This window comes from Spirosoma aerophilum (assembly GCF_054782495.1).
The window spans coordinates 174,704-197,640 of the sequence record NZ_BAAGSJ010000038.1 but is presented as its reverse complement, the minus strand read 5'-3'; the positions used below and the strand labels follow the sequence as shown (position 1 = coordinate 197,640).

Annotated in this window: 22 protein-coding genes; 12 read left to right on the top strand and 10 right to left on the bottom strand. The window is 50.2% G+C overall.

What is annotated here, in order from left to right:
* Window positions 1-73: 73 nt before the first annotated feature.
* Window positions 74-961 (top strand): PE-PGRS family protein, encoded by an 888-nt coding sequence (locus tag ACYVK4_RS30600; protein ID WP_461131393.1) that lies wholly within the window; start codon window positions 74-76, stop codon window positions 959-961.
* 84 nt (window positions 962-1,045) lie between these two features.
* Window positions 1,046-2,227: a sodium:proton exchanger gene (locus ACYVK4_RS30595; RefSeq protein ID WP_461131392.1), complete on the top strand. Its 1,182-nt coding sequence runs from the start codon at window positions 1,046-1,048 to the stop codon at window positions 2,225-2,227.
* Between the two features lie 8 nt (window positions 2,228-2,235).
* On the opposite strand, the gene ACYVK4_RS30590 is transcribed toward ACYVK4_RS30595, so the two are convergent.
* Complete coding sequence (locus ACYVK4_RS30590; protein WP_461131391.1) at window positions 2,236-2,559, bottom strand: hypothetical protein; 324 nt, start codon at window positions 2,557-2,559, stop codon at window positions 2,236-2,238.
* A 95-nt stretch (window positions 2,560-2,654) separates the two neighbouring features.
* Between ACYVK4_RS30590 and nhaD the strand changes: the two genes are divergently transcribed.
* Together nhaD and ACYVK4_RS30580 are read left to right on the top strand one after the other, a co-directional pair.
* A complete protein-coding gene (gene nhaD / locus ACYVK4_RS30585) occupies window positions 2,655-3,950 on the top strand; it encodes a sodium:proton antiporter NhaD (protein WP_461131390.1) in 1,296 nt (431 codons plus the stop codon).
* A 79-nt stretch (window positions 3,951-4,029) separates the two neighbouring features.
* Window positions 4,030-4,740 carry a LolA-like protein gene (locus ACYVK4_RS30580; RefSeq protein ID WP_461131389.1) on the top strand — a complete coding sequence of 237 codons (711 nt, stop codon included), beginning with the start codon at window positions 4,030-4,032 and terminating at the stop codon, window positions 4,738-4,740.
* 184 nt (window positions 4,741-4,924) lie between these two features.
* Here ACYVK4_RS30580 and ACYVK4_RS30575 read toward each other — a convergent pair whose 3' ends face one another.
* The 7 genes from ACYVK4_RS30575 to ACYVK4_RS30545 all read right to left on the bottom strand — a co-directional run bounded on the left by ACYVK4_RS30575 (window position 4,925) and on the right by ACYVK4_RS30545 (window position 11,903).
* Window positions 4,925-5,689 (bottom strand): hypothetical protein, encoded by a 765-nt coding sequence (locus ACYVK4_RS30575; RefSeq protein WP_461131388.1) that lies wholly within the window; start codon window positions 5,687-5,689, stop codon window positions 4,925-4,927.
* 111 nt (window positions 5,690-5,800) lie between these two features.
* Window positions 5,801-6,922, bottom strand: a complete 1,122-nt coding sequence (xrtN, locus tag ACYVK4_RS30570) for an exosortase N (protein WP_461131387.1) — start codon at window positions 6,920-6,922, stop codon at window positions 5,801-5,803.
* Window positions 6,909-9,581: an XrtN system VIT domain-containing protein gene (locus ACYVK4_RS30565; RefSeq protein WP_461131386.1), complete on the bottom strand. Its 2,673-nt coding sequence runs from the start codon at window positions 9,579-9,581 to the stop codon at window positions 6,909-6,911. The genes xrtN and ACYVK4_RS30565 overlap by 14 nt, the downstream gene beginning before the upstream one ends.
* 120 nt (window positions 9,582-9,701) lie before the next feature.
* The gene (locus ACYVK4_RS30560) at window positions 9,702-10,001 is read right to left on the bottom strand and encodes a winged helix-turn-helix domain-containing protein (protein WP_461131385.1); all 300 of its coding nucleotides are present in this window, start codon (window positions 9,999-10,001) and stop codon (window positions 9,702-9,704) included.
* On the bottom strand, window positions 9,998-10,645 hold the full coding sequence (locus ACYVK4_RS30555) for a hypothetical protein (RefSeq protein ID WP_461131384.1): 648 nt from the start codon (window positions 10,643-10,645) through the stop codon (window positions 9,998-10,000). Before ACYVK4_RS30555 ends, ACYVK4_RS30560 begins: the two co-directional genes overlap by 4 nt.
* Before the next feature lie 64 nt (window positions 10,646-10,709).
* Entirely contained in the window at window positions 10,710-11,087 is a 378-nt protein-coding gene (locus ACYVK4_RS30550; RefSeq protein ID WP_461131383.1) for a diacylglycerol kinase family protein, read from the bottom strand.
* Window positions 11,088-11,171: 84 nt separating this feature from the next.
* Complete coding sequence (locus tag ACYVK4_RS30545; RefSeq protein ID WP_461131382.1) at window positions 11,172-11,903, bottom strand: DUF1361 domain-containing protein; 732 nt, start codon at window positions 11,901-11,903, stop codon at window positions 11,172-11,174.
* 406 nt (window positions 11,904-12,309) lie between these two features.
* Here ACYVK4_RS30545 and ACYVK4_RS30540 point away from each other — a divergent pair, with 406 nt between their 5' ends.
* The 6 genes from ACYVK4_RS30540 (at window position 12,310) to ACYVK4_RS30515 (ending at window position 18,022) form a co-directional block, all read left to right on the top strand.
* Window positions 12,310-13,671, top strand: a complete 1,362-nt coding sequence (locus tag ACYVK4_RS30540) for a DUF1800 domain-containing protein (RefSeq protein WP_461131381.1) — start codon at window positions 12,310-12,312, stop codon at window positions 13,669-13,671.
* A 72-nt stretch (window positions 13,672-13,743) separates the two neighbouring features.
* Window positions 13,744-15,285, top strand: a complete 1,542-nt coding sequence (locus ACYVK4_RS30535) for a DUF1501 domain-containing protein (RefSeq protein WP_461131380.1) — start codon at window positions 13,744-13,746, stop codon at window positions 15,283-15,285.
* 145 nt (window positions 15,286-15,430) lie between these two features.
* The gene (mazG, locus tag ACYVK4_RS30530) at window positions 15,431-16,270 is read left to right on the top strand and encodes a nucleoside triphosphate pyrophosphohydrolase (protein ID WP_461131379.1); all 840 of its coding nucleotides are present in this window, start codon (window positions 15,431-15,433) and stop codon (window positions 16,268-16,270) included.
* An 82-nt stretch (window positions 16,271-16,352) separates the two neighbouring features.
* On the top strand, window positions 16,353-17,096 hold the full coding sequence (locus tag ACYVK4_RS30525; RefSeq protein WP_461131378.1) for a metallophosphoesterase: 744 nt from the start codon (window positions 16,353-16,355) through the stop codon (window positions 17,094-17,096).
* 195 nt (window positions 17,097-17,291) lie between these two features.
* Window positions 17,292-17,633 (top strand): hypothetical protein, encoded by a 342-nt coding sequence (locus tag ACYVK4_RS30520; protein ID WP_461131377.1) that lies wholly within the window; start codon window positions 17,292-17,294, stop codon window positions 17,631-17,633.
* A gap of 8 nt (window positions 17,634-17,641) precedes the next feature.
* Window positions 17,642-18,022: a hypothetical protein gene (locus ACYVK4_RS30515; protein ID WP_461131376.1), complete on the top strand. Its 381-nt coding sequence runs from the start codon at window positions 17,642-17,644 to the stop codon at window positions 18,020-18,022.
* 84 nt (window positions 18,023-18,106) lie between these two features.
* Here the strand turns inward: ACYVK4_RS30515 and guaB are convergent, their stop codons facing one another.
* Window positions 18,107-19,579, bottom strand: coding sequence for an IMP dehydrogenase (gene guaB / locus ACYVK4_RS30510; protein ID WP_461131375.1), 1,473 nt, complete (start codon window positions 19,577-19,579; stop codon window positions 18,107-18,109).
* A 184-nt stretch (window positions 19,580-19,763) separates the two neighbouring features.
* Complete coding sequence (locus ACYVK4_RS30505) at window positions 19,764-20,186, bottom strand: DUF2141 domain-containing protein (protein ID WP_461131374.1); 423 nt, start codon at window positions 20,184-20,186, stop codon at window positions 19,764-19,766.
* 40 nt (window positions 20,187-20,226) lie between these two features.
* On the opposite strand from ACYVK4_RS30505, the gene recJ reads away from it, so the two are divergent.
* Complete coding sequence (gene recJ / locus ACYVK4_RS30500) at window positions 20,227-21,981, top strand: single-stranded-DNA-specific exonuclease RecJ (protein WP_461131373.1); 1,755 nt, start codon at window positions 20,227-20,229, stop codon at window positions 21,979-21,981.
* Between the two features lie 219 nt (window positions 21,982-22,200).
* Complete coding sequence (gene lptB, locus ACYVK4_RS30495; protein WP_461131372.1) at window positions 22,201-22,932, top strand: LPS export ABC transporter ATP-binding protein; 732 nt, start codon at window positions 22,201-22,203, stop codon at window positions 22,930-22,932.
* The last annotated feature ends 5 nt before the right edge of the window (window positions 22,933-22,937 follow it).

Below are 22,937 nucleotides of genomic sequence, written 5' to 3'. Positions count from 1 at the left end.
AACTGGGTTACCTGTTCATCATTTGTGCCTGTCAATTCGTTACTTTTGGCATCTGATTAAATTGAAAGCCTTCATGCGTAATTTCATTTTGCTGGTTTTAGGGATAGCTGCTACGGCGTGTAAACTTAGCGTACCAAGCGTTTACGATGCTAACTTTGCTTCCGAACCTACGGTTGCCCCTGTAGCGCCCGGTCAGATAGATGAAGCGTCGGGAATCGTCGATAGCCGAAGCCAGCCCGGTAATGTCTGGATTGAGCAGGATAGCGGCAGTCCGGCCGAACTAGCGCTGTTGGGGCATGATGGTAACGTGAAAGGGAAAATAACGATCCCGACGATTGCCAACCGTGACTGGGAAGAACTCTCCATCGGTCCGGGTCCTCAGTCTGGCGTGAACTACATCTATATCGGCGAAATTGGCGATAACAACGCTCAGTATCCTACCGTTCAGATTTACCGACTCCCCGAACCAGCTTCCCTGCAGGCACCCATTACGCAGATCGACCGAATCAATTTCCGGTACCCGAACGGGCCACGCGATGCCGAGGCTATGTTTGTAGACCCCAAAACCAGAGACATTTTTGTGATCTCAAAGCGGGAGGATAAAGTGCATCTCTACGGGCTTGCGTATCCCCAGAATACGAGCGATCTCATTACAGCCAATGATTTCGGTGAACTGCCTTCGTTTGGTGGTGGCCTGGCCAACTACGTAACGGGAGCGGCCATCTCGCCGGATGGCAACGAAATTCTGGTCAGAACCTACACGGCCGTGTACTACTGGCGACGCGACGCGGGGCAGTCGATTCCTGATGCCCTTCAGTTCGGCACCCGTCGTACGCTGGTAACCCGGCTGGAGCCACAGGGAGAGGCCATCTGTTTCGATAAAGACGCCAAAGGCTTTTTTACGATCAGCGAGAAAGCCAATGCGGCATCCGTAAATCTGTATTACTACGCCAAAAAATAAGCGTACGTCAAAAAAGTATTGGCCACTAACGATGGAATTACTTTTCTTCGTCAGTTCTACTGTCTACCCTGACTATATTGCCGGATGGATTCATCAATTCTGATCATAGTCCTGAGCTTGTCGGTATTGATTTCGTATGCATTCGACCTGTTCAGCAGCCGTTTCAAAACACCCTCTGTTTTGCTGCTGCTGCTGTTGGGTATGCTGACCCGGCAGGGTACGCAATATGCCGATGTGCAGGTGCCTTATGTCAACGCCATTCTACCCACCCTGGGCACACTGGGCCTTATCTTGATTGTGCTGGAAGGTGGTCTCGATCTCGAACTGCATGCTGATCGGCTGAGTGTGCTTCGGCGAACGTTACTGGCTTCATTACTTTCCATTATGGGCGGCACCCTGCTCATGGCCGGCATGCTCTATCTGTTACTGAACGATTCGTTTTACCATTGTTTGATTGCTGCGCTGCCGTTTTCCATTATCAGCAGTACGGTAACCGTTCAGCGGGTCGATCAGCTATCGGCTAATCAGAAGGAATATGGTGTTTATGAGTCGGCCTTTGCCAGTATACTGGGGATCATGGCCTATAATTTCTTGCTGCTGAGTCGAGGATCTGTGCTCAGTGCAGTCTGGCTCTTTACCCGCGATACGCTCCTGATGGCCCTCATATCGCTGGGCTGCTGTTTCCTGCTCCTGTATCTGATTGGTAGAATAAACCACCGCATAAAATTTCTTCCGATCATCTCGGTGCTTTTTTTGGTCTATGCTATTGCTGAGATCAACCACCTGTCGTCGTTGTTACTCATTCTGATTTTTGGCCTGTTTCTGAACAATACCGAACTGTTTATTCGCGGTCGGCTGAGCCTGATTCTGAAGAACGATCTATTTGAGAAAGAACTTGACCAACTTAAAAATCTGACCGCTGAGGGCTCATTTGTCGTTCGGACATTCTTTTACCTGATACTGGGCTATGCGGTTGTTCCTGGCAATTTGCTGGATGCCGATGCACTCATTGTCAGTGCCTTGTTTATGATCGTAATTATTGGCTGGCGCTGGGTTACCCTCCGGTTAACCTATTGGGGAACGCCGGGGCCTCTGTTATGGATTGCGCCGAGGGGCCTTATCACTATTCTGCTCTATTTAAATATTCCGGAAGATCTGCGTTTGCAGGGTTTTCGGGAGGGTATCCCCATCTTACTCGTCACGCTGTCGTATGTGGTGGTGATGATGGGTATATTGGGGAGCCGGAAAATGGTGAGTGATGCATAACGGAAGATTTAGTCGTCTTTCGTTATGTATTTCCAGAAGGACCACCATGGGCGCGACTGCAGATAAGCCAGATTATCCTCATGGGCGAAGGCTTCGCGCTCAAAGCTGATGTTGCGGTAGGCCCGGTAATGCTGCCGGTACTGTATCCGGCGGATCAGGTATTCGAGGATATACCAGACATAAAATAACGCAACACCCAGTTCGGCCTGCTGGCGCAGATGGATGCGCTCGTGGTTCAATAGGGTAGGACCCGGGTCTGGGCGTCGCACCAGAATAAACGGGAACAGGGCCATCCCATCGGGACCAAGCGAAGCAACGTGGATGACGAACATAGAGGTGGGTCGGTTCACAATTCGCTAACAAAAACTACGGACAAAATAGCTCATCTTTTCACAAAAAGCATTCATTGACTGAATGCCCAGTTATTATGACATTGCTGCTTGCCGGTTTCTTTATTATAGGTTATTTGCTGATTACGCTCGAACACTCCATCAATATCAACAAAACGGCCACGGCACTCATTACGGGGGTGGTTTGCTGGGCGGCCTATGCGCTGCTGGCTGCGGATTCCGAAGTCGTGGGGCATCAGCTTGGAGAGCATCTGACCGATACGGCGGAAATTCTGTTCTTCCTGATGGGTGCCATGACGGTTGTCGAATTGATCGACGTTCATGATGGTTTTACGCTTATAACCGACCGCATTGCCAGCCGCAATATCCGAACGCTCCTCTGGATTGTATGCCTGCTCACGTTTTTTCTATCGGCCCTTTTAGATAACCTGACCACGGCAATCGTCATGGTGTCGGTGGCCCGAAAGCTGATACGTAACACCGAAGATCGCCACATTGTGGCGGGGATGATTATCGTAGCAGCCAATGCCGGCGGTGCCTGGTCGCCCATTGGCGATGTAACGACCACAATGCTCTGGATTGGCGGACAGATTACCACGGGTCATATAATCAGCTCCCTGCTGTTGCCCAGTCTGGTATCCCTGCTGGTTCCTTTAACGGTACTGACCCGTCTCTACAAGTCGAAAAATCAGGAGAAAATTAGCTCCGTACAATCGGGCGCCAGTCGACCCTACGTAACGCCCACGGCCCGGCGAGAACGACGAACTATGCTCTCTATTGGGTTGGGAGGTATGCTGTTCGTACCCATTTTTAAGACCGTTACCCACTTACCGCCCTATATGGGTATGATGCTGGTACTGGGGGTTATCTGGGTAGCTTCCGAAATACTGCACAGTGACAAAGACGAAGCGGACCGTAAGAAGTACACGGCGGCCTATGCGCTGAGCCGGATCGACACGTCCAGTATTTTGTTTTTTCTGGGTATTCTGCTGGCGGTTGGATCACTGGAAGCAACGGGAGTGTTACGCTCGCTGGCCGGATCGATATCCCAGGCGGTCGGTAATCTGGATCTGATCGTTATGCTGATTGGTGTCGTTTCGGCGGTGGTCGACAACGTCCCCATCGTAGCCGCGGCCATGGGTATGTATGACCTGCAAACCTATGCTTCGGATGACAAAATCTGGACGTTTCTGGCGTACTGCGCCGGTACGGGCGGTAGCATGCTGTTGATCGGATCAGCGGCCGGGGTAGCGGTGATGGGTATGGAGAAACTGGCCTTCGGCTGGTATCTGCGTAAGATCAGCTGGCTGGCTATGCTCGGATACCTATCGGGTGCGCTGGTCTTTCTGGCTGAATTTGCTTTAACAGCTTAAGCAACAAATGATCCTATACCCGTTATTGCTGTTTCACCGTAAATACGTATCTTTAACCATAAACATTCACTGAAAAATTATGAAAAAACTAGTTTTACTCGTAAGTCTGGTTATTGTGTGTTTCCAATCGGCTATGGCTCAGACAACCCCAACGGCTGATGAGGTAATAGACAAATACATTGCGGCTATTGGCGGTAAAGACGCGCTGATGAAAGTGACAGATATGACGACCAGCATGTCCAGCGATGGGCAGATGGGGGCAGTTCTGATCACGCGTCGGCAGAAATTGCCAAACCTGTTTTCGATGGTCATCAACGCCAACGGTATGGAAGTGATGAGACAAACCGGCGATGGCTCCAAAGTAGCGATGGGGGGTATGCAGGGAAGTCGCACGCTGGATGGCCCGGCAGCTAAGCAAATGACGGTCATGAATACGATGTTCCCCGAACTGCACTACACCGAAAACGGAGTAAAATCAAGTCTCGTCGGCATGGAGAAGGTAGACGGCAAAGACACCTATAAGCTGAGCCACACAACCGAGGATGGGGCTATGACCTGGACCGACAATTTCGATGTGGCTACAGGACTGAAAGTACAGTCTGTCACGACCAATAAGTCTCCTCAGGGTGTCATGACGAACACCAGCGTTTATACCGACTATAAAGATGTGAGCGGCATCAAATTTCCCATGACCATTCAGCAGCAAACCGGTCGTGGCCCAATGACAATGACGGTCGATAATGTGAAGATCAATAAAGGTATCAAAGACTCAGAGTTTACGGTGAAGTAGGTAGAGTCCGTAAGTTGGTAAGTTAGTAAGTCAGTAAGTGGCTTCGCCTAAGTCGGTAAGTCCGTAAATCGGTAAGTTAGTAAGTGGCTTCGCCTAAGTCGGTAAGTAAATAAAGGGTGCCGCGGTTTGAACTGTGGCACCCTTTTCTCTTTCGTCAACATGAGCTATGCGCCTGGCCAAAGAGCTAGTTGACCGGTGGTGCTACGGTTGAGCGGACGCGGGCGCCCAGACCCAGCCGCAGGCCAACATACCAACCTGATAATTGAATAGCGGGGTTATTGGTACTGATGTCGTGATTCTGGTCGAGCGGGGCGTTTCCTGAAAACCGGTAGCCCGCATCCAGACCAATGACGAATGAACGCTCTATCGTTGAGCAATCCAGTTGCCGCTGGCTGTAGGGAAATCGCAGGGTACCCGTTAACCCCGCGTCGATACCCCCGGTACTGGTTCGAAGCGTTGCTTTTTGCGTACTGCCCGGATTTGTCAATACCGTGTTTAGTGACGGCGCAGTACTGGTTATCGGGTCAACAGTCAAGTGAAAAGGCAGGGAGACAATACTTATCTGCGGTCCCAGCTGAAATTTGTTTGACCGGATAACCGAATAAGAACCACCGAACTTTACGTAATAAAAACCGGCTCTTGCCTTGTAAGCGCCGTTCGTTACACTCGACCCAAGCGATATGCCGATTTCCGAATGAAAGGCAAGGGGTTTGTTCGGTCGCGAGAACTGTGATGCTACACTTAAGACGGGCACTTGCGACGACAGACTCCCATAGCCTGCCTGTTGCAAGGCCTGATTCAAGTCAGCAAGCTTAACACCCTGCATACCAAATCGGTAGGTCGTAACCGCGTCGTAGTTGCTCCAGCGCGAAGCAGAACGTTGGGCAAGCGTGGGCGTTATCAACGCAGATAGTAGTATAATTTTCCAAAAGGAAGTTCGTGTTTTCATAAGAAGTAGAAGCGTTTACATTATAAATGTAATCGTCTGACTCTGTGATTATACCTCACTTGAAAATTTTAATTCCTTATTGTTCCGGAAGTGACCTTCAATAATTTTAAATCAAGGTTTTATCATGCGTAAGAAATCATTTTCCTTTGATAACGTCACATTGACGAGCATAAACTGGCTTCGGTTCTGCAGCATTTGTTTGCGCATAATAAGCTGACTAATGGTCGTCGTTTCTCCATTACTGAACCACCAGGCTGTGTAAAGCACCCGGCTTTTTTTGCGTAACTCGCCAATATAGGCCGGGTGACCATCCAGGGTGGTTTCCCGCACGCGTCGAAGTTCGTAGCCGCTCCCCCGCCAGCAGGCCGTTGGGTTATGGTCTGCGCTGAACCAGTCATATTGGGGCTTCAGGTAGATGAGAACGCCCGGTTTGGACAGTTGAACGAGCCCATTGGCCAATGGTTTACAGGGGCAGCCAGCACCGTAGGCAGACCAGCCCGTTGGCGTATTCCGGATAGTTCGACAGGGGTCAGCAGGTGGTTCAACGGGTCGCGATGCCATAATCATGACGCCAACGCCAACCAGGAAGAACCCCAGGCCCCAAACGGGTGCTTTATACCTTGCCCATGAATAGTAGGTGAAGGTGTTTGTTCGTTTGGGTAAAGCCCACCCAACAGAACTGACCAGCCGCTTTGACAATGTCCAGATGGGTAGCCAGGCGTATGCCGCCACACACACCAGCCCGATCCATTCGTGCGCCCAGGTATTGGGCATTGCTCCAAGGGCTACCAGCAGTATGATCCGGAAGAGATTACAGACAATTGTCAGCCCAAAGGCCACTGCCGCAAATGCGATAACCCAGCCGAAAGGAACCACCTTTTTTACCTGCCGCTCCTGCCAGATGAGGAAAAATAACCCAATCAGTAAGGACAACCCCGTTAATTGAAGGCCCATACACGCCGGGTCGACTGCCATCTCAACCCCGTTTCGGATCAGTACATTACCCTCTGTCTGTACATCGAGTCCCGCCAGACGGAGTAAACTACCGGCCCAGCTGCTCAGTTGAAGCCGGATGGGGAAGGTGAACAGAGCTGAAAAATAACGCAAACCCGGTGATAGGAGTAATAAGCCCAGCAAACGGCTTCGCCAGGGACCACTGCCCGGCTCACCGGGCCAACCGGCGTAGAGAAGCAGGGCAACGGCAAGCAGGGTAGTGGCATCAGGCGTAAACATGGTATTTTTTCCAAAGTAGCCAGCCAAGTACACAAAGCCCCATCGCTATCAAAGCCCACTCGTGGGGTTCCGGTACGGCTCCCTCTTCTTTTAAGGTGGCATTATCCAGACCTAGTTTGTCTTTTTTGATGTCAAATCGCTCGTAGTCTTTGGCCGTTTCCAGAACAATCAGACTCGATAGGGGCGAGACAACATTGGCCCGCTGGGCTTGCTGAATCAGGGAATCTGTCTGGTAGTTTTTGGTGAAATAGTGCCGCCCTATGCGCTGGAGCAGCTGGTTATACAGGAAGAGTCGGGCAAGGTGATCAGGGGCGGCCGACGTTTTTACGGTTTGGGCCGGGGTTTGTTGAATAGCAATACCTGCCTCGGGAAGGACAATACGCAGGGGCGAATCGGGCTGGCGAGGAAACTGCTTCGTTTTGTCGAGCAGGGTGATCAGGTCGCTGGTGGTGACCGAAAGCACATTCAATACCCGAAGTTCGGTCAGTGTTTTCAGGTAGTCAGGCAATGCATCGATCCCCGGCTTCGGGGCCAGACAAACTGTGCGGATCGGAACGGTTTGCCCGGACAGCATGTCAAAATTTTCCGCAAACCGACTTTTCCGCAAATCGGCTAAAATGGGCGAAACCGGCGTGCCTTTTGTAATGAGCAGGGCCGTAGCCGGGTTCTTGATCCGATACACGGGAAACAGGCTGAATTGCTGCTGCGAAAGGTGTTCAAAGGTGTCATCCAGATTTTGATCCGTCAACTGTTTGAGTCCATCCTCAAACACCCATACCCGGCTGTGTCCATGCTTCGTTACCGTCTGAAAAACGTTCGTGACCTGCTCTTTATCCCAGGAAGCATTGAGATCAAGATAGATATCTGTGGGTGTAAACGGCTCATTGACTGGCTTATAAGCCTCCAGTCGGTAAGCTTGCCCATCTAGAACGAAAGCCTCTGTCGATGCGGTAGGAGCCAGGAACGTTAGCTGCCAGTCGGGCTCATAATGACCCCGGTGGGTGAGCTGATTACCCGTCAGGTTGTCAAATAGCCACGGTGTTTCGACCGCGTTGGGTGTCGAGGCAAAGTCAATGTGGACCAGCTCATTGGCTGAATGGGCGTTCGGGCCGTCGAAGGAAGGGTTTTGGTAGATAAGCTGTTCTCCGGCGAGTTGCAAGGGCGAAGTAATACCAATCTTTACGCGCCTGTCATCGCCCGCCCGGCATGGAAACACGCGTACCGTGATGCGGTTACCTTCCTGCCAGTATACCACTGATGGGTCACGGGCGAAATTCCGGGATTCTACCCCAACAATGGTTCGGTAGGCGGTATCGGCTTTGGCAACGGTTGTCAGGCGGGCCGCTTCTTCGCGCCCATTGACCCAAAGTGACATGGACGACACAACCGAACCCGCCGGTAAGTGAAACGTTAGTAATGCTTCTTCGGTGGCGAAACGGGCCTGATTTCGGATGCGGATAGTTTTTTCAGTATAGCTCAATCGGAATTGCGGCCAGATACGCACCTGAGAAACAACGTCTTCAACGGTTAAATGACGCCCCGTCCAGAACTTCTCCTCGGCCCCGTGCCGATCTGCCAGCAGGACTTTCACCAGCGACAGTTGATCGGCTTCTGACAGCACATCCGCCGGAAACAGCTGAGACGCAATAACCACCAGCGGGTCGTGTTGCCGAACAGCATCAAGCGCCGTTAACCCACTGAGCCCTGTATTGGCACCATTAAAAAACCGCCCCTGGGCATACACCTGTTTATTGAGCAACAGCCGGTTCGTGATCCATCCCGGTTGCAGAAAGTTAAAGGCATTGGGTTGAGTTTTAAGTTGCTGGGCGATCAGTATCCAGTCGGGCAGATCGCTGGTTTTGCGGATGGTGGCGTCCTGTTTTGTTTGTTCGATCAGTTTCAGATCGCTGCGCCAGCCGTAGAGAAAGAGCCCTGCGATTAGTAAGGGAAGAATAAGTCCAACCCTGATGCCAAAGCGTAGGTGTTCTTCCTGCTGCGCATCCTGCCAGAGCCGTTTCCCAATCACAATGGCGAAGGTGATAGGCACAAAGGTATGCGCCGAAAGGCCCAGGGCAATGAGTAGTGGAACGCTGACGGGATATAGCTCAACCACATAGAGACTCAGGTAAGTAAATAGCCACCAGCCTATCGCCAGTACGGCATACAGCCATTGCTGGGCCCGAATAGAGAACGATTCTTTCCAGGTATACAAGACCATTGCGAAGCCGATACCGGTCAATGCCCAGCATAACCAGGCTGTAGATTGCTGAAAGACAGCCATATCCCGGTTCAAAGCATAGGCACTGATGAGCCAGAGCAACATGCCCGTCCATCGGGTAGGCCGTTTGCTGGCGTGGTAAGGATCCGAAAACTTAAAATAGCCACCTGTCCACAAAATGATCGAAAAGGTAACCGCCAAACCGTAGTGAAGCATAAAGACCATTGTGTTGTTGTTACCGCGGGCTGTCGGTTCACCCCAATGATCGTAAGCCACATATACTGCGCCCGAAAGAACCAGGAACAGGAGACTAAGGCCAAAAAATCCATCACTAAAGGGCGCAAGAAAGCGTGAAGAGAGGGTGGCCGTGAGGTCGTTCTCGACTTTCTGCGGATCTGCGACATCAGGTCGCTCGGAGAGTTTAATTGAATTGTCGATCATGAAAGTACTTTGTGTTGCAAAGTTAAAAGGGTGAATTTTATCCATAGTTTTACCAGCCTTGAATAACAAGGGAAGATAAAAACCAGTGGGGTAACTAATCGAAAGCGGGTTTGGGTACGGTTACAGGTTTTTGATAAACTCTTCCAGAGAGTTTAGATGGTCGGTAAACGCCTGTTGCCCGGCCATGGTGGCCGAGTAGGTTGTGTTTGGTTTTCGCCCAACAAACTGCTTTTGCACAGCTACGTAACCCGATTCTTCCAGGGCACGCAGGTGCGTGGCGAGATTGCCGTCGGTTAAGCCAAGCAGCTCTTTAAGCGCGTTAAAACTCATTAACTCATTGACCATCAATACCGACATGATGCTTAGCCGCGCTTTGCTTTCAAAGGCTTTGTTAAATTGAGCCAGCAGGTCGTTCTTCATGCAGTCGTACGTTCGTATTTGTAATACATGGCCAGTCCATACAGAATATGCAATACGCCAAAGCCAATGGACCAGGTTAGTAAATTATAGCCCGGCCAGAAGAGCGACAGCAACCCAAGCCCTATTTCGCAATAAGCGAGTGATTCTACATCACGAAACGTGTACTTGCTGCCATTATACAAGGCCAGACCGTAAAAGATAAGGGTTGTGGGGAATGCCAGCCAGATCAGATTTGCGTACAGCAAGGCCAGGCAAAATATACCCCCCGTGCCCAAAGGTACAGCCATCGCCCAAATTAGGCGTTGCGACGAGGTATTCCAAACCGTTTGGCCCTGCCGCCGGGCTTTTCGAACCGTAAAATAGGTACCTGCGAGAAGAGACAGCACCAGCACAACGACGGCAACTGTTATTAAAAACTGGACGGCAGCCTGATTACCCGTCTGCATGTAAGCCTCCAGAGGTTCGTAATGACGCCTGGAGAAAATACCTTTTTGCAGGCGCATGGAAACGACAAAAGCTCCTGCCAGCGCAATCACGCCCGCCGATACGCCGGATAGCCCGCTCAGGGACAGGAATTTGGAAGAACGTTCCATCAGGCTACGGATTTCCGTTAGCGTTTGCAGATGTTCGCGCGATTCGTGCATAAGGAATGTTGAATGAGAGAAGGTTGACTAACTGTGGCTGATGTTCGGGTAATAGGTCAATGCCTTATTGAATGGTCATGAAGATGTCCAGTAAATGGCTGCCCAGTATGATAAGGCCAACCAGTACGGCGATTATGGTTAAGATCAGCACGGCTCCGGACGAAAGGTCTTTGATGGCTTTTATTTGGGGGTGAATACCGGGCGAAATGAAATCACATATCTTTTCGATGGCTGTGTTGAACGCTTCAGCTGCCCAAACCAGTCCCACCTGCGTCAGGATAATGGCCCATTCGACAAGACTAAGCCCCAGTATGAACCCGGCTAAAATCACCACAATGGCGACAAGCAGATGGACTCGGGCATTATTCTCGTACCGAAACAAATCGACAATACCCTGCCCGGCAAAACGAAAGCTACGCAGTACCTTACGAATATCAATCATGGGGCAAATCTATCGCTAAAAGAGATGCACTTGCGAATCGCCCCGAGAACACGCCAGGCTTCAGCTTTGCTATCTGGGTTTTCACTAAACAGATGGGTTTGTGAATGAACGGGTATAAATGTCGTCTGTTTCATGCTCGACATACCAGTAAAAAGCCACGTACATCAGAAACAGGACCAATCCATAAGCAATGGTCAGTTTAAGGCTGAGATGATCGTGGTAGGCATGGGCAATGGCCCGTGTCAAGGCTGAGGGATTGGTCAGTACATCCCAACTGTTCCACCGCCCGACGCGACCCAAATAAATCCCGAAGCCAGATAAAATCTGACTGCCGAACAACAGGAGCCACGCAAGCCCTTTGCCCGTAAAAGGGCGGACCATTCGGTGAACAAGCAGTATCGAATACAAGCCAATTAGTAAACCGGTCAGGGCAAACACAAACAACGACATTGTATCGAACCAGAGTAAAGGCTGGCTGATGTGCTGAATGTGAAACAAATCGGTGATGATGTAAGGAGCGTTTGGTAAAAAGGCCAGCCAGGTGGCTAAACCACCCATGAGCAGCCACCGGTTGTTAAAGCCCGACTGCCGCAAGTCGCGAAGAACCAGCACAACACCCAATGGAAACCAGGCCAGAAACAGATTCCAGGTTAGCATGATAAAGAACCACCAGTTATTGGTCAGTAAGCCCCGGGTTATAACCAGACTGAGGCCAATGCCGGTTAGCAGTGCCAACGCCCGAATGCCTTTGCCGGGGTGGGTATCGTGGGGAGAGATCATACCCTGGTGATAGGGAGAGCCAATGAATGTGTCCATTTCTAAAGTACTTTGTAGTGCAAAGTAAGTGAATAAAAAGATTGCCTGTCAAGGAAACAGGCAATTATATTTTTAGCGGTTAACGGTGCCGTCGATAGGCGGTCGGAGTCGGTTGGGGTAAGGTCATCAATGCCATGATAAATAATATGTCAATCACGTTCCTGTCAGCTTATACTTCCGCTACAGATGACTGTGCTATCATCTGGCTACATCCCTGCCGTGGATTAAATTTCACACAATCAGCGATAAACATGGCAAGAATTGCCAGATAATATAGTGTTCATAATGAGAAGTTTAGATAGATTTAAGTCACACTTTTCTCATTTTGTTATATATGTTAATGCCGGGTGCATTATCATAACGTAATTGTTTTTTACTTCTATTTTTTAGAAACATCAAGTAGCTTATGGTAGCCTGGAATGCTGATACCGCCCATCATCTACTTGCTCGTTGCCTCTTCGGTTATACTCGGGCTGATCTAGCTAAAGCCTTGTCTTTTCGATCGGTTGATGAATTCGTTCGTAAGGAACTCCTGGCGGAGCGGCCGCTTCCTGCTGCTCCCAACGGTTGGGTAAATGAAACGCCTGTTGCCAATAATGGTGGTGTAGATGGTGCCCGATACACCGAGTTGACAACCTGGTGGTTGAAGCAAATGCTGACCGAAGGCACATCCATGCGGGAGAAAATGGTGCTGTTTTGGCACAACCATTTTGTGTCTGACCGGCAAAAAGTAAACTACCCGCAGCACATGTACCAGCAGAACGCGCTGTTTCGCACATATGCGTTCGGCGACTTTCGGCAGTTTACGAAAGAGGTGACAATCAACCCGGCTATGCTCATTTATCTGGATGGCCGGCAGAATAACAAAAATGCACCCAACGAAAATTATGGCCGCGAGTTGATGGAGCTTTTCACGCTCGGAATCGGCAATTATACAGAACAGGATATTAAACAGGCAGCGTTGTCGCTAACCGGTTGGTCGGTATCAGGACTGAAAGCTGTTTTCAATAAGGCTAACTTCGCCGACACCACAAAGACGTTTCTCGGCAAGACCGGCAATTTTACTTATTCGGATGTTGTCGATATTATCCTGACCAAAGACGCTGCTGCCGAGTTCATTTGCCGGAAATTGTATAAAGAGTTTGTCTATTATACTCCCAATGAGCCGTTTATCAAGCAAATGGCAGCTGTGTTCCGGACGGCCAATTACAGTGTTCAGGCCGTTTTACAGTACCTGTTGACCTCTGATGAATTTTTCAAGCCCGAGTATCGGGGAACGAAAATTAAAAGTCCGGTCGAACTGGCAGTAGGAACACTCAAATTTCTGGACATTACCAATCCTGACTTGGGTTACGTTGCCGATACATCACGAACGCTCCAGCAATATTTGTTCTACCCGCCCAATGTAGCGGGCTGGCCGGGTCAGCGAGACTGGATAAGTTCAAATACCTATCCTGCCCGCGGGGGCTACTCCGATTCGCTGATCAACGGACGAAAAAGCAATGGCCAGACGCTGTCGTTCAACGTGGTACCCCTCAATTACGCCCGTAGTTTCAAAAGCGCCGAAGATGCCCCGCTTTTTGTAAAAGATGTGATTGGCCTGATGCTGCCCGTGGCCCCTACCGCGGCTAAAGAAAAGCTCCTGCTCGATACCCTTCTGGATGGAACCATTGTGGCCAACTGGTCCACGAATACACCCATGGCTGACCTGCGTATCCAGAAATTTCTGAAAGCTCTCATGCGGTTACCCGAATACCAGCTTACCTGATTTTAAGGGTTGACGCCTATTCCCGCCAGTTAGTTAATCAATCTGTTCTACCAGCCTTTAATCAGTGAAGCCATGAAGCGCAAAGATTTTTTACGACAACTAAGCTTGCTAACGGGCGGGGTTGCTTTTGGCGTGCAGGGTATGCCTGTTCGAGCCTATGCGCATAGTCCGTTCCGGCTTGACATGGCTGGTACGAACGGGAATATTCTGGTGCTGGTTCAACTGCAGGGAGGTAATGATGGTCTGAATACGGTTGTTCCTTTTGAAAACAGTATCTACTATCAGAAACGACCCAATATTGCCATTCCAAAAGCGAAAGTGCTGCCACTCACCAGTCAGCTTGGCCTGAATCCGGCCATGGGTGCCTTTCGGGAGCTTTACGACAATGCTCAACTTTCAATTGTCGAAAACGTGGGCTATCAGTCACCCAACCGATCTCACTTTCGATCGACCGATATCTGGTTGTCGGGTTCCGATGCGGACGCTTATCAATACGATGGTTGGGTTGGCCGGTATTTGACACATAAATTTCCGGCTTATCCGGTCACACTGCCCGAACAACCGCTGGCCATTCAGTTAGGATCGGTTGAGTCTATGCTCCTGCAAAGTCAGGTGGGTTCTATGGGTACTGTGTTCGATAGTCCTGATGCGTTCTACCAACTGGTTAAAGGGAGTAATGCAGATCCGGTATCTGCTTCGGAAAGCCTGGCCGGTGACGAACTTAAGTTTTTACAGCAGATTGCTACCCAGTCGATGCAGTATTCGGCCATCATCAAGAAAAAAGCAGATGCGGGGAGAAATGCCCTCACCTATCCGAACACGAGCCTTGGTAAACAGCTGGCTATTGTGGCTGATCTTATTGCCGGAGGGCTCACAACTCCCGTTTACTTAACGACCATCGGTGGATTTGACACGCATGCTAACCAGGTCGTCACCAGCGACGCAACAACCGGGCAGCATGCCAGCCTGCTCAAAATAGTTGCCGATGCCGTGGCGACGTTTACCAAAGACTTACAGAAGCAAAATCTGGCCAACCGCGTTACGGTGATGACCTTTTCGGAATTTGGCCGGCGGGTGAATCAGAATGGAACGACAGGAACGGATCATGGTACGGCGGCTCCACTTTTTGTGGTTGGTAATCCGGTGCGGGGCGGCATTGTGGGCTCGGCCCCCGACCTGAATGACCTCGATAGTAACGGCGATATAAAATTTAAGCATGATTTCCGGCAGGTGTATGCCAGCGTTCTCCGCGACCATCTCGGTGTCGATAACACAACGACCCAATCCATTCTGGGCCGACAGTTCGAGACGCTCCCCATTTTCCGGCAGGCCCCACCGCTGGAGGCTACCCAGGCTATGTTCGCCCTCGGGCAAAATACCCCTAATCCATTTGTTGACAGCACAGAAATCCAGTTTACCCTAAAGCAGGCCAGCAACGTTCGCCTAGTGATGTATACCCTGATGGGTCGCGAAGTGATGGTGTTGCGCGATGGGCGATTCGAAGCGGGCAACTACAACCTGTCGGTCAGCGGGACAGGTCTTGCAGCAGGTCATTATCTCTACAGTTTACAGACCGATAGTGGACAGCAGGTAAAGCGGATGGTCAGGGTGTAGACGCTCTTTTTTGTTATCTTTACTGGAAAACGAAAAGAGCAGGGGTAGCCGTCGAAAACCCGGCAGAATACCGTTCGCTCCAAACCTGTAAGCGGCTAAAAAGTGCACTTTTGCGCTGTCGATTTCGCTCGTAGGTTTTATACAAATGAAGCAATTTCAAGAATTAACCCCCCGTCGTCAGGAACAGCTGATGGCGTTTGATCGTCTCCTGACCATCATGGACGAGTTGCGCGAACAGTGCCCCTGGGATCGCAAACAAACTCTCGAAAGCCTTCGACACCTGACCATCGAAGAAACCTACGAACTCTCCGACGCAATCCTGGAAAAGGATCTACCCGAGATTCGCAAAGAGTTGGGTGATATTCAGCTGCATCTGGTTTTTTACGCCAAAATCGCATCGGAGGACCCTGGCTCGCCCGACCGGTTCGACATGGCTGATGTGTTGAATGGCGTTTGTGACAAACTGATAAGCCGCCATCCGCATATTTATCCGGATGCCAGTGGGAGCAAGGTCGTTGCCGATACGGAAGATCAGGTAAAAGCCAATTGGGAACAGCTCAAGCTTAAAGAAGGGAACAAGTCGGTGCTGGGTGGCGTACCTGGTTCATTACCTGCGCTGGTGAAAGCGATGCGGATTCAGGAAAAAGCACGCGGTGCCGGATTTGACTGGGATGAAAAAGAACAGGTTTGGCAGAAAGTGGAAGAAGAGATGCAGGAATTTAAAGCCGAATTCAACGCTGATTCTGACGTAATGATTGATCAGGAACGGGCCGAAGGAGAGTTTGGTGATCTACTGTTCTCGCTCGTTAACTACGCCCGTTTTATCGACCTCAACCCCGAGACAGCCCTCGAACGCACGAATAAAAAATTCATCAAACGTTTTCAATACATTGAACAACAAGCCCGCGCCAACGGGAAAACCCTTAGCGAGATGACGCTGGCCGAAATGGACATATACTGGAACGAAGCTAAGAAAGATGTATGATATAGGATGTATTTGCGTACATATTGCATCATGTGATATAATATGCATTCTATATTATAAATCATACATTATACACTAACTCATGCGTATTGCTTTTTTGACCGACATGCACATAGGTGCAGATGGTGAACTCGTACAGGGCGTCGACGTCCGGCAAAATTTCCTGAAGGCCCTCGATGCTGTAGCGGAATTAAAACCCAATTGCCTGGTGCTCGGCGGGGATTTATGCAATACGAAGAGTGACCCGGCCATTTATACCTGGATCAGGAAACAGATTGATCAGCTCCCGTTTCCGAACTACGTTATTGCCGGAAATCACGATGACCCGGTTATTATGGCAGAGGTATTTAATAAGCGCCACAACCTGGTCAGTGGAGAATTGTATTATGCGCTGCCATTAGAAGGTCGTCCGGCTCTGTTTTTGGATTCCTCGAAAGGTGCATTTTCGGACACCCAATGGGAATGGTTACGCGAGTATATGGTGGCCCTCCGCGATAATAATGTCGTTATCTTCATGCACCACCCGCCCCTGCCAGCCGATGTGCCGTTTATGGATCGGAAATTCGCGTTCCGGCAAAGCGACGAATTCCTGGACCTTATTCGCGATTTGCCGTGCCATGTAACGGTCGTTTGCGGTCATTACCACGTCGAGAAAACAGTTCAGCGAGGAAACTTGCTGGTGTTGTTGACGCCGTCTACCTTCTACCAACTGAAACAGGATACTCCCGAATTTGCAATAGACAATTATCAGATCGGCGTTCGGGAGGTCAACCTAACGACCCATGGAACCAACAGCACGGTAGTTTATCTGGATTCCGCTAATTGATTTCAACGGCTTGGTAGTCAGTGCTTTGAGTGAAATCTACTTGATGGGTAAGGTTTTTTTACTGTACTACAGCCGTAGTTGTACTTATCTGAATATCCGTCTTTTTACAAACGCTGAATCCGTACTTCTTCGCTAAAAAGAGCCATTGTGCAAGCCGACTTTTGATGAAGTTTTCACCTTTAATCAACTTCTCAAATGGAAGCACCTAAAGTGAGCAAAGGCAGTGAATTTCACGTTCTGCTGAGTGGTCTGAAACTGTCTGCCGAGATGGAAAAAAAGATAGAAGCGGGTATTCAGACGGTTGTTGCATCAGCGTTGGCGGGCTACCCGAATCCTGATGACCCGGATGGAAATGATGGCCCCGTTGGTGGTGGCAATGGCCCCAGGCCAGGGGGGAGTCTGGGCGTGCACGTCGTGATTCCATCCCTCCGCTGGAAAGGGTACTGGATCAAGACATTATCCAGGGATCTGGCAATCAGACCCGCCGAACTGGAGGCTCAGCAAAAACAGTTGCAGAAGGGCATTCAGGTAGGTTAGCAACGGTCATGGTAAGTTCCACCACAACACTCTGCCCCAGTGCGCGCTCCGAAGAAGGGGCGTTGCTGCTGGGGGCAGTCGGCCCCGACCAGGCTGTGCGGTTCCTGGCCGAGCCGGAGCCAATGACTGCCGAACTAACCAAAGCCATCAGTGCTGTTGATCAGCCCGAGCAGCATTTTCGTTTTGCCAATCGGTGCGTTAAGTCAGGTTGCAGTCAGTGGCAGTCCGGGCGGTGTGGCGTCATTGACCTAGTCATGTCGGTTAACCAGCACCTGACAGAGCCAGCGGCATTACCCCGTTGTGCCATACGGCCGCAATGCCGCTGGTACAAACAGACAGGTGCTTCGGCCTGTACCGTATGCCCGTTTATTATCACCGACTCGGAGTGATCCAGGATGTGTAAGTTGAGATGTAAGATGTATGATATATGATGTATTTGGTTAGATCATATATCATACATCTTATATCTTAACTTACCGTGATGAATAGTTCGGGGCTTCTTTCTGAATCGAAATATCGTGCGGATGGCTCTCCCGGACACCGGCGGATGTAATCTTGACAAACTTGGCCTGTTGCAACGTCGGAATGTCGATCGCGCCACAATAGCCCATACCGGCTTTCAGTCCGCCAACCATCTGATAAACGATCTCAGATAATTTGCCTTTGATAGGTACACGGCCAACGATACCCTCAGGTACCAGTTTCTTGATGTCATCTTCTGCATCCTGGAAGTAGCGATCTTTGGACCCTTCTTCCATGGCTTCCACAGAACCCATACCCCGATACGTTTTGAACCGGCGGCCTTCATACAGGACCACTTCGCCCGGTGCTTCTTCCGTACCGGCCAGTAATGAACCGATCATAACCGTACTGGCTCCACCGGCGAGGGCTTTGGTAACATCGCCCGAGAAACGAATACCACCATCGGCAATAATTGGAACACCACTTCCCTGTAAGGCTTTAGCGGCTTCGTAAACAGCCGTTAACTGCGGCATACCAATACCGGCAATGATGCGCGTAGTACAGATACTGCCGGGCCCAACACCTACTTTTACGGCATCAGCACCCGCGTCCGCCAGCGCCTTGGCACCTTCGCCCGTGGCTACGTTACCCGCTATGACCTGTAGCTTAGGAAACTGCTGTTTGATGTTCCGAACAGCATCCAGAACGCCTTTGGAGTGGCCATGGGCTGTATCAACGCTAATGACATCAACCCCAGCTTTTACAAGGGCCTCAATTCGGCGGGTCAAATCGGGGGTAACACCAACGGCTGCCCCCACCCGTAACCGACCCAGTTCGTCTTTACAGGCGTTGGGGTGGCTCTTTTTCTTCAGGATGTCTTTGTAAGTGATCAACCCTACCAGATGATAGTCGTTGTTGACGATGGGCAATTTTTCAATCCGATACTGTTGCAAAATGCTCTCGGCTTCTTCGAGAGTTAACCCTTCGCGGGCCGTAATGAGGTTTTCGCGGGTCATAATGCCCGTAACCGGCTGTGAAATGTCGTTCTGAAAACGCAGATCGCGGTTGGTTAAAATGCCAACCAGTTTGTTGTTCTCATCGACAACCGGGATACCGCCGATTTTAAACTCACGCATGATCTTGAGCGCGTCGGCGAGAGTAGCCGTTTCGAGAAGCGTGATCGGGTCAATGATCATCCCGCTTTCCGAGCGTTTTACTTTTCGAACCTGGTCAGCCTGAGCGTCGATGCTCATGTTTTTGTGGATAATACCGATACCACCTTCCTGCGCCATCGCAATAGCCAATGCCGATTCCGTGACGGTGTCCATAGCCGCCGAAATAAGTGGAATGTTAAGCCGGATGTTGCGGGTGAGTTGGGTAACGGTTTGCGTATCGCGTGGGAGTACCTCCGAATAGGCAGGCAGGAGCAGTACGTCGTCGTAGGTGAGAGCCTCGTAAAGAAACTTACTGGTATCTAAGCTCATAGCAAATAGACAGGTGATGTTATTTGCCGGACAAAATTATGGAAAAAATCTGAACCGACCAGCATTAACTACAGGATTAATGCCGATTTCGTGTTTTGTGGGTGTTTTTCCCGGAACTGTACTATTTCAGGGCTGTGCCATGCGTTCAAACCAGAGCACAGCCCCTATAAAAAGTGAATCAATCTTAGTCTAATTTGATTCGAACGGTTTTGCCGTTCTCACTCACGCTAAACCCACAGTCGCTAAATTTAGGTGCTGACATTTTAGGCCGGAAGTTATTACTGAATCCGTAGGGCTCTTTCGGAATACCAAACATGCGGGTATCCATTTTACCATTTCCATTTTCGTCATGGTAGACGGCAATGGCATACTCCCCCGGCTCAACGGAAAAAGTGGTTTGAACCCGTTCGTGTGTGGCATCTATCTTCTTTCCCTCCAGTGGTTTCCCTTCAGGAAAATCTTTTCCGGGCTTAAACAAGGCAACATAGACCGCTCCGTGCATAACACGAACGTTGTGTACCTCAATTGTTAAACTGGTTTTTGTCGGTGATTCCGACGGTGTAAAACTGGATAAAAGCAGATTGAAAAGAGAAAGCAAATACAGCATACATAGAGTGTTTTTGTAAAAACGGATTTATCTTGCAATTATGATAGCCCAATCGTCCCCCCCGTCAAAACGCTGGATCACTAAACCTTTCCCCAACTCGGCGGAACAGCAGGGGGCTATTGAAGCATTAACCAATTCGCTCGGTGTTAGTCCTTTTCTAGCGGCTCTGCTGGTACAGCGGGGCGTACAAACCTACGAAGAAGCGCGGAGCTTCTTCCGGCCAGAGATTGGCCATTTGCATAATCCCTTCGAGATGAAGGATATGGATCGGGCCATTACGCGCCTGCAAATGGCCATGCTGCCCGAACGACAGGAGAAAATTCTGATCTATGGCGACTACGATGTAGACGGAACAACATCCGTGGCACTCGTTTATAGTTTTCTGAAAAACTATCATGCGGCCATCGACTTTTATATTCCGGACCGCTATAAAGAAGGCTACGGTATCTCGCTGCAGGGCATACAATGGGCGGCCGAAAATGGCTTTACGCTGATCATTGCGCTCGACTGTGGCATAAAATCGGTTGAGCGTATAGCCGAAGCCAAAGCCCTCGGTGTTGATTTTATCATTTGCGATCACCACCGCCCCGGCGATACGCTTCCCGATGCGGCTGCTGTCCTTGACCCAAAACGAGACGATTGTTTGTATCCTTACAAAGAGTTGAGCGGTTGTGGCGTTGGCTTCAAATTGATGCACGCCTTCTGCCTGCATAAGGATATATCGTTGGAGCAGCTGTACCCCTTACTCGATCTGGTTGCGGTCAGCATTGCTTCCGACATTGTGCCGGTTACGGGCGAGAACCGGGTGCTGGCATACTATGGTCTCCGGCAAATCAATACCTCACCCCGTACCGGGTTAAAAGCATTGATGAAGATTGCCGGGTTTACAAGGGAACTCGACATTACGAACCTGGTATTTGGTCTGGGGCCGCGCATCAATGCTGCCGGCAGGATTCAGCATGCCAAAGCCGCCGTTCAACTTCTCCTGGCAGAATCGGAAGCGGAAGCCGATGAGTTTGCCATGGCCATTAATAAACACAACAATAGCCGCCGTGAATTCGACAGTAGCATGACAGAGCAGGCGCTCAACATGATCCGGGAAAACGAAGCCCTGATGCATGCGAAGAGTACCGTGCTGTACGATGCCACCTGGCATAAAGGGGTCATTGGTATTGTGGCCTCGCGCTGCATTGAACATTTTCATCGGCCAACCATTATCCTGACACAGTCGAACGATAAAGCGGCCGGGTCTGCACGGTCAGTGCCGGGTTTCGATGTCTACGAAGCCATTGAAGAGTGCGCCGACCTGCTGGAACAGTTTGGTGGTCACACCTTTGCGGCTGGCATGACCATGTCGGTCAAAAATATCGACGCCTTTCGCGTAAAGTTTGAAGAGGTCGTTGCCCGAACGATCAAAGAGGAGCATTTGACACCGCTGGTCGATATCGATTTACCACTTGACTTTAGTGAGATCAGTGAAAAACTATACCGTATTGTGAGGCAGATGGGCCCGTTTGGGCCGCATAATGTGCAACCTACCTTCATGACCGAAGATGTGTATCTGGTGAGTGAGCCCATCATCATGAAGGAGAAACACCTCAAACTCAATGTGCGGCAAGGGGGTATGGCCTCTGGCCGATCGGGACAAACATTTACGGCCGTCGGCTTTGGATTTGCTCACCTGGCCGACCAGCTTCGCCATGGTAAACCGTTCTCGATCTGTTATCAGATTGAACAGAACCATTACAACGGAAATACCACCCTGCAGTTGATGCTCAAAGATGTGAAGGTGTAATGAAGTACCAAACAGCCTCTGGCTGTTTGAGATGTAAGAAAACAGCCAGAGGCTGTTTGGTACTTCGCACAGTTTATCCATAAATTTTGTTAATAAACCGACGTTCCGACCTGCTGTTCTGAAAAACAGTTGGCAGTAGGCCGGAATACCGCGAACTTTGCGGCCGTCGCTAACAGCTCGGTCAGTTCCCTGCTGACCGTTTGAGGGTAACGCATTAGTATGATTCTACGAACAGAAAACCTGGTAAAAAAATACGGGTCCAGACTAGTTAACAATAACGTATCGTATCAGGTCGAAACGGGCGAAATCGTTGGCCTTTTGGGACCAAACGGAGCCGGGAAAACGACTTCTTTTTACATGGCCGTTGGTCTGGTGAAACCAAACAGTGGCAAGGTATTTATCGACGATACAGACGTAACCGATTTGCCCATGTACAAACGGGCGCGGCTTGGCCTGGGCTATCTGGCGCAGGAAGCGTCAGTTTTTCGGGATCTGTCAGTCGAGGAAAATGTGCTGGCCGTGCTGGAAATGAGTAATTTACCTAAAGCACAGCAAAAGCAAAAAGTAGAAGAACTGCTGGAAGAGTTTAGTCTGACGCACGTGCGCAAGAGCAAAGGTAAGGTACTCTCCGGGGGTGAACGCCGACGTACCGAGATTGCGCGTGCTCTGGCCGTTGATCCGAAATTTATTCTACTGGATGAACCCTTCGCCGGTGTCGACCCAATTGCCGTTGAAGATATTCAGAGCATTGTAGCCAAACTGAAGCACCGCAATATCGGTATCCTGATCACCGACCACAACGTAAACGAAACGCTGTCGATCACCGACCGAGCTTATTTACTGTTTGAGGGTAAAATTCTGAAACAGGGCACGGCCGAGGAGTTAGCCAACGACGAACAGGTACGTCGCGTGTACCTTGGGCAGCATTTTGAGTTGAAACGGAAGGTGTAACAATA

Coding starts and splice junctions, on each gene's coding strand:
- ACYVK4_RS30515 (WP_461131376.1), top strand. CDS start 17,642: ATGGTAAGTTCCACCACAACACTCTGCCCCAGTGCGCGCTCCGAAGAA.
- lptB (WP_461131372.1), top strand. CDS start 22,201: ATGATTCTACGAACAGAAAACCTGGTAAAAAAATACGGGTCCAGACTA.
- ACYVK4_RS30545 (WP_461131382.1), bottom strand. CDS start 11,903: ATGGACACATTCATTGGCTCTCCCTATCACCAGGGTATGATCTCTCCC.
- ACYVK4_RS30590 (WP_461131391.1), bottom strand. CDS start 2,559: ATGTTCGTCATCCACGTTGCTTCGCTTGGTCCCGATGGGATGGCCCTG.
- ACYVK4_RS30550 (WP_461131383.1), bottom strand. CDS start 11,087: ATGATTGATATTCGTAAGGTACTGCGTAGCTTTCGTTTTGCCGGGCAG.
- ACYVK4_RS30525 (WP_461131378.1), top strand. CDS start 16,353: ATGCGTATTGCTTTTTTGACCGACATGCACATAGGTGCAGATGGTGAA.
- guaB (WP_461131375.1), bottom strand. CDS start 19,579: ATGAGCTTAGATACCAGTAAGTTTCTTTACGAGGCTCTCACCTACGAC.
- ACYVK4_RS30560 (WP_461131385.1), bottom strand. CDS start 10,001: ATGAAGAACGACCTGCTGGCTCAATTTAACAAAGCCTTTGAAAGCAAA.
- mazG (WP_461131379.1), top strand. CDS start 15,431: ATGAAGCAATTTCAAGAATTAACCCCCCGTCGTCAGGAACAGCTGATG.
- ACYVK4_RS30540 (WP_461131381.1), top strand. CDS start 12,310: ATGGTAGCCTGGAATGCTGATACCGCCCATCATCTACTTGCTCGTTGC.
- ACYVK4_RS30535 (WP_461131380.1), top strand. CDS start 13,744: ATGAAGCGCAAAGATTTTTTACGACAACTAAGCTTGCTAACGGGCGGG.
- ACYVK4_RS30555 (WP_461131384.1), bottom strand. CDS start 10,645: ATGCACGAATCGCGCGAACATCTGCAAACGCTAACGGAAATCCGTAGC.
- recJ (WP_461131373.1), top strand. CDS start 20,227: ATGATAGCCCAATCGTCCCCCCCGTCAAAACGCTGGATCACTAAACCT.
- ACYVK4_RS30575 (WP_461131388.1), bottom strand. CDS start 5,689: ATGAAAACACGAACTTCCTTTTGGAAAATTATACTACTATCTGCGTTG.
- ACYVK4_RS30580 (WP_461131389.1), top strand. CDS start 4,030: ATGAAAAAACTAGTTTTACTCGTAAGTCTGGTTATTGTGTGTTTCCAA.
- ACYVK4_RS30600 (WP_461131393.1), top strand. CDS start 74: ATGCGTAATTTCATTTTGCTGGTTTTAGGGATAGCTGCTACGGCGTGT.
- ACYVK4_RS30520 (WP_461131377.1), top strand. CDS start 17,292: ATGGAAGCACCTAAAGTGAGCAAAGGCAGTGAATTTCACGTTCTGCTG.
- ACYVK4_RS30565 (WP_461131386.1), bottom strand. CDS start 9,581: ATGATCGACAATTCAATTAAACTCTCCGAGCGACCTGATGTCGCAGAT.
- ACYVK4_RS30595 (WP_461131392.1), top strand. CDS start 1,046: ATGGATTCATCAATTCTGATCATAGTCCTGAGCTTGTCGGTATTGATT.
- ACYVK4_RS30505 (WP_461131374.1), bottom strand. CDS start 20,186: ATGCTGTATTTGCTTTCTCTTTTCAATCTGCTTTTATCCAGTTTTACA.
- xrtN (WP_461131387.1), bottom strand. CDS start 6,922: ATGTTTACGCCTGATGCCACTACCCTGCTTGCCGTTGCCCTGCTTCTC.
- nhaD (WP_461131390.1), top strand. CDS start 2,655: ATGACATTGCTGCTTGCCGGTTTCTTTATTATAGGTTATTTGCTGATT.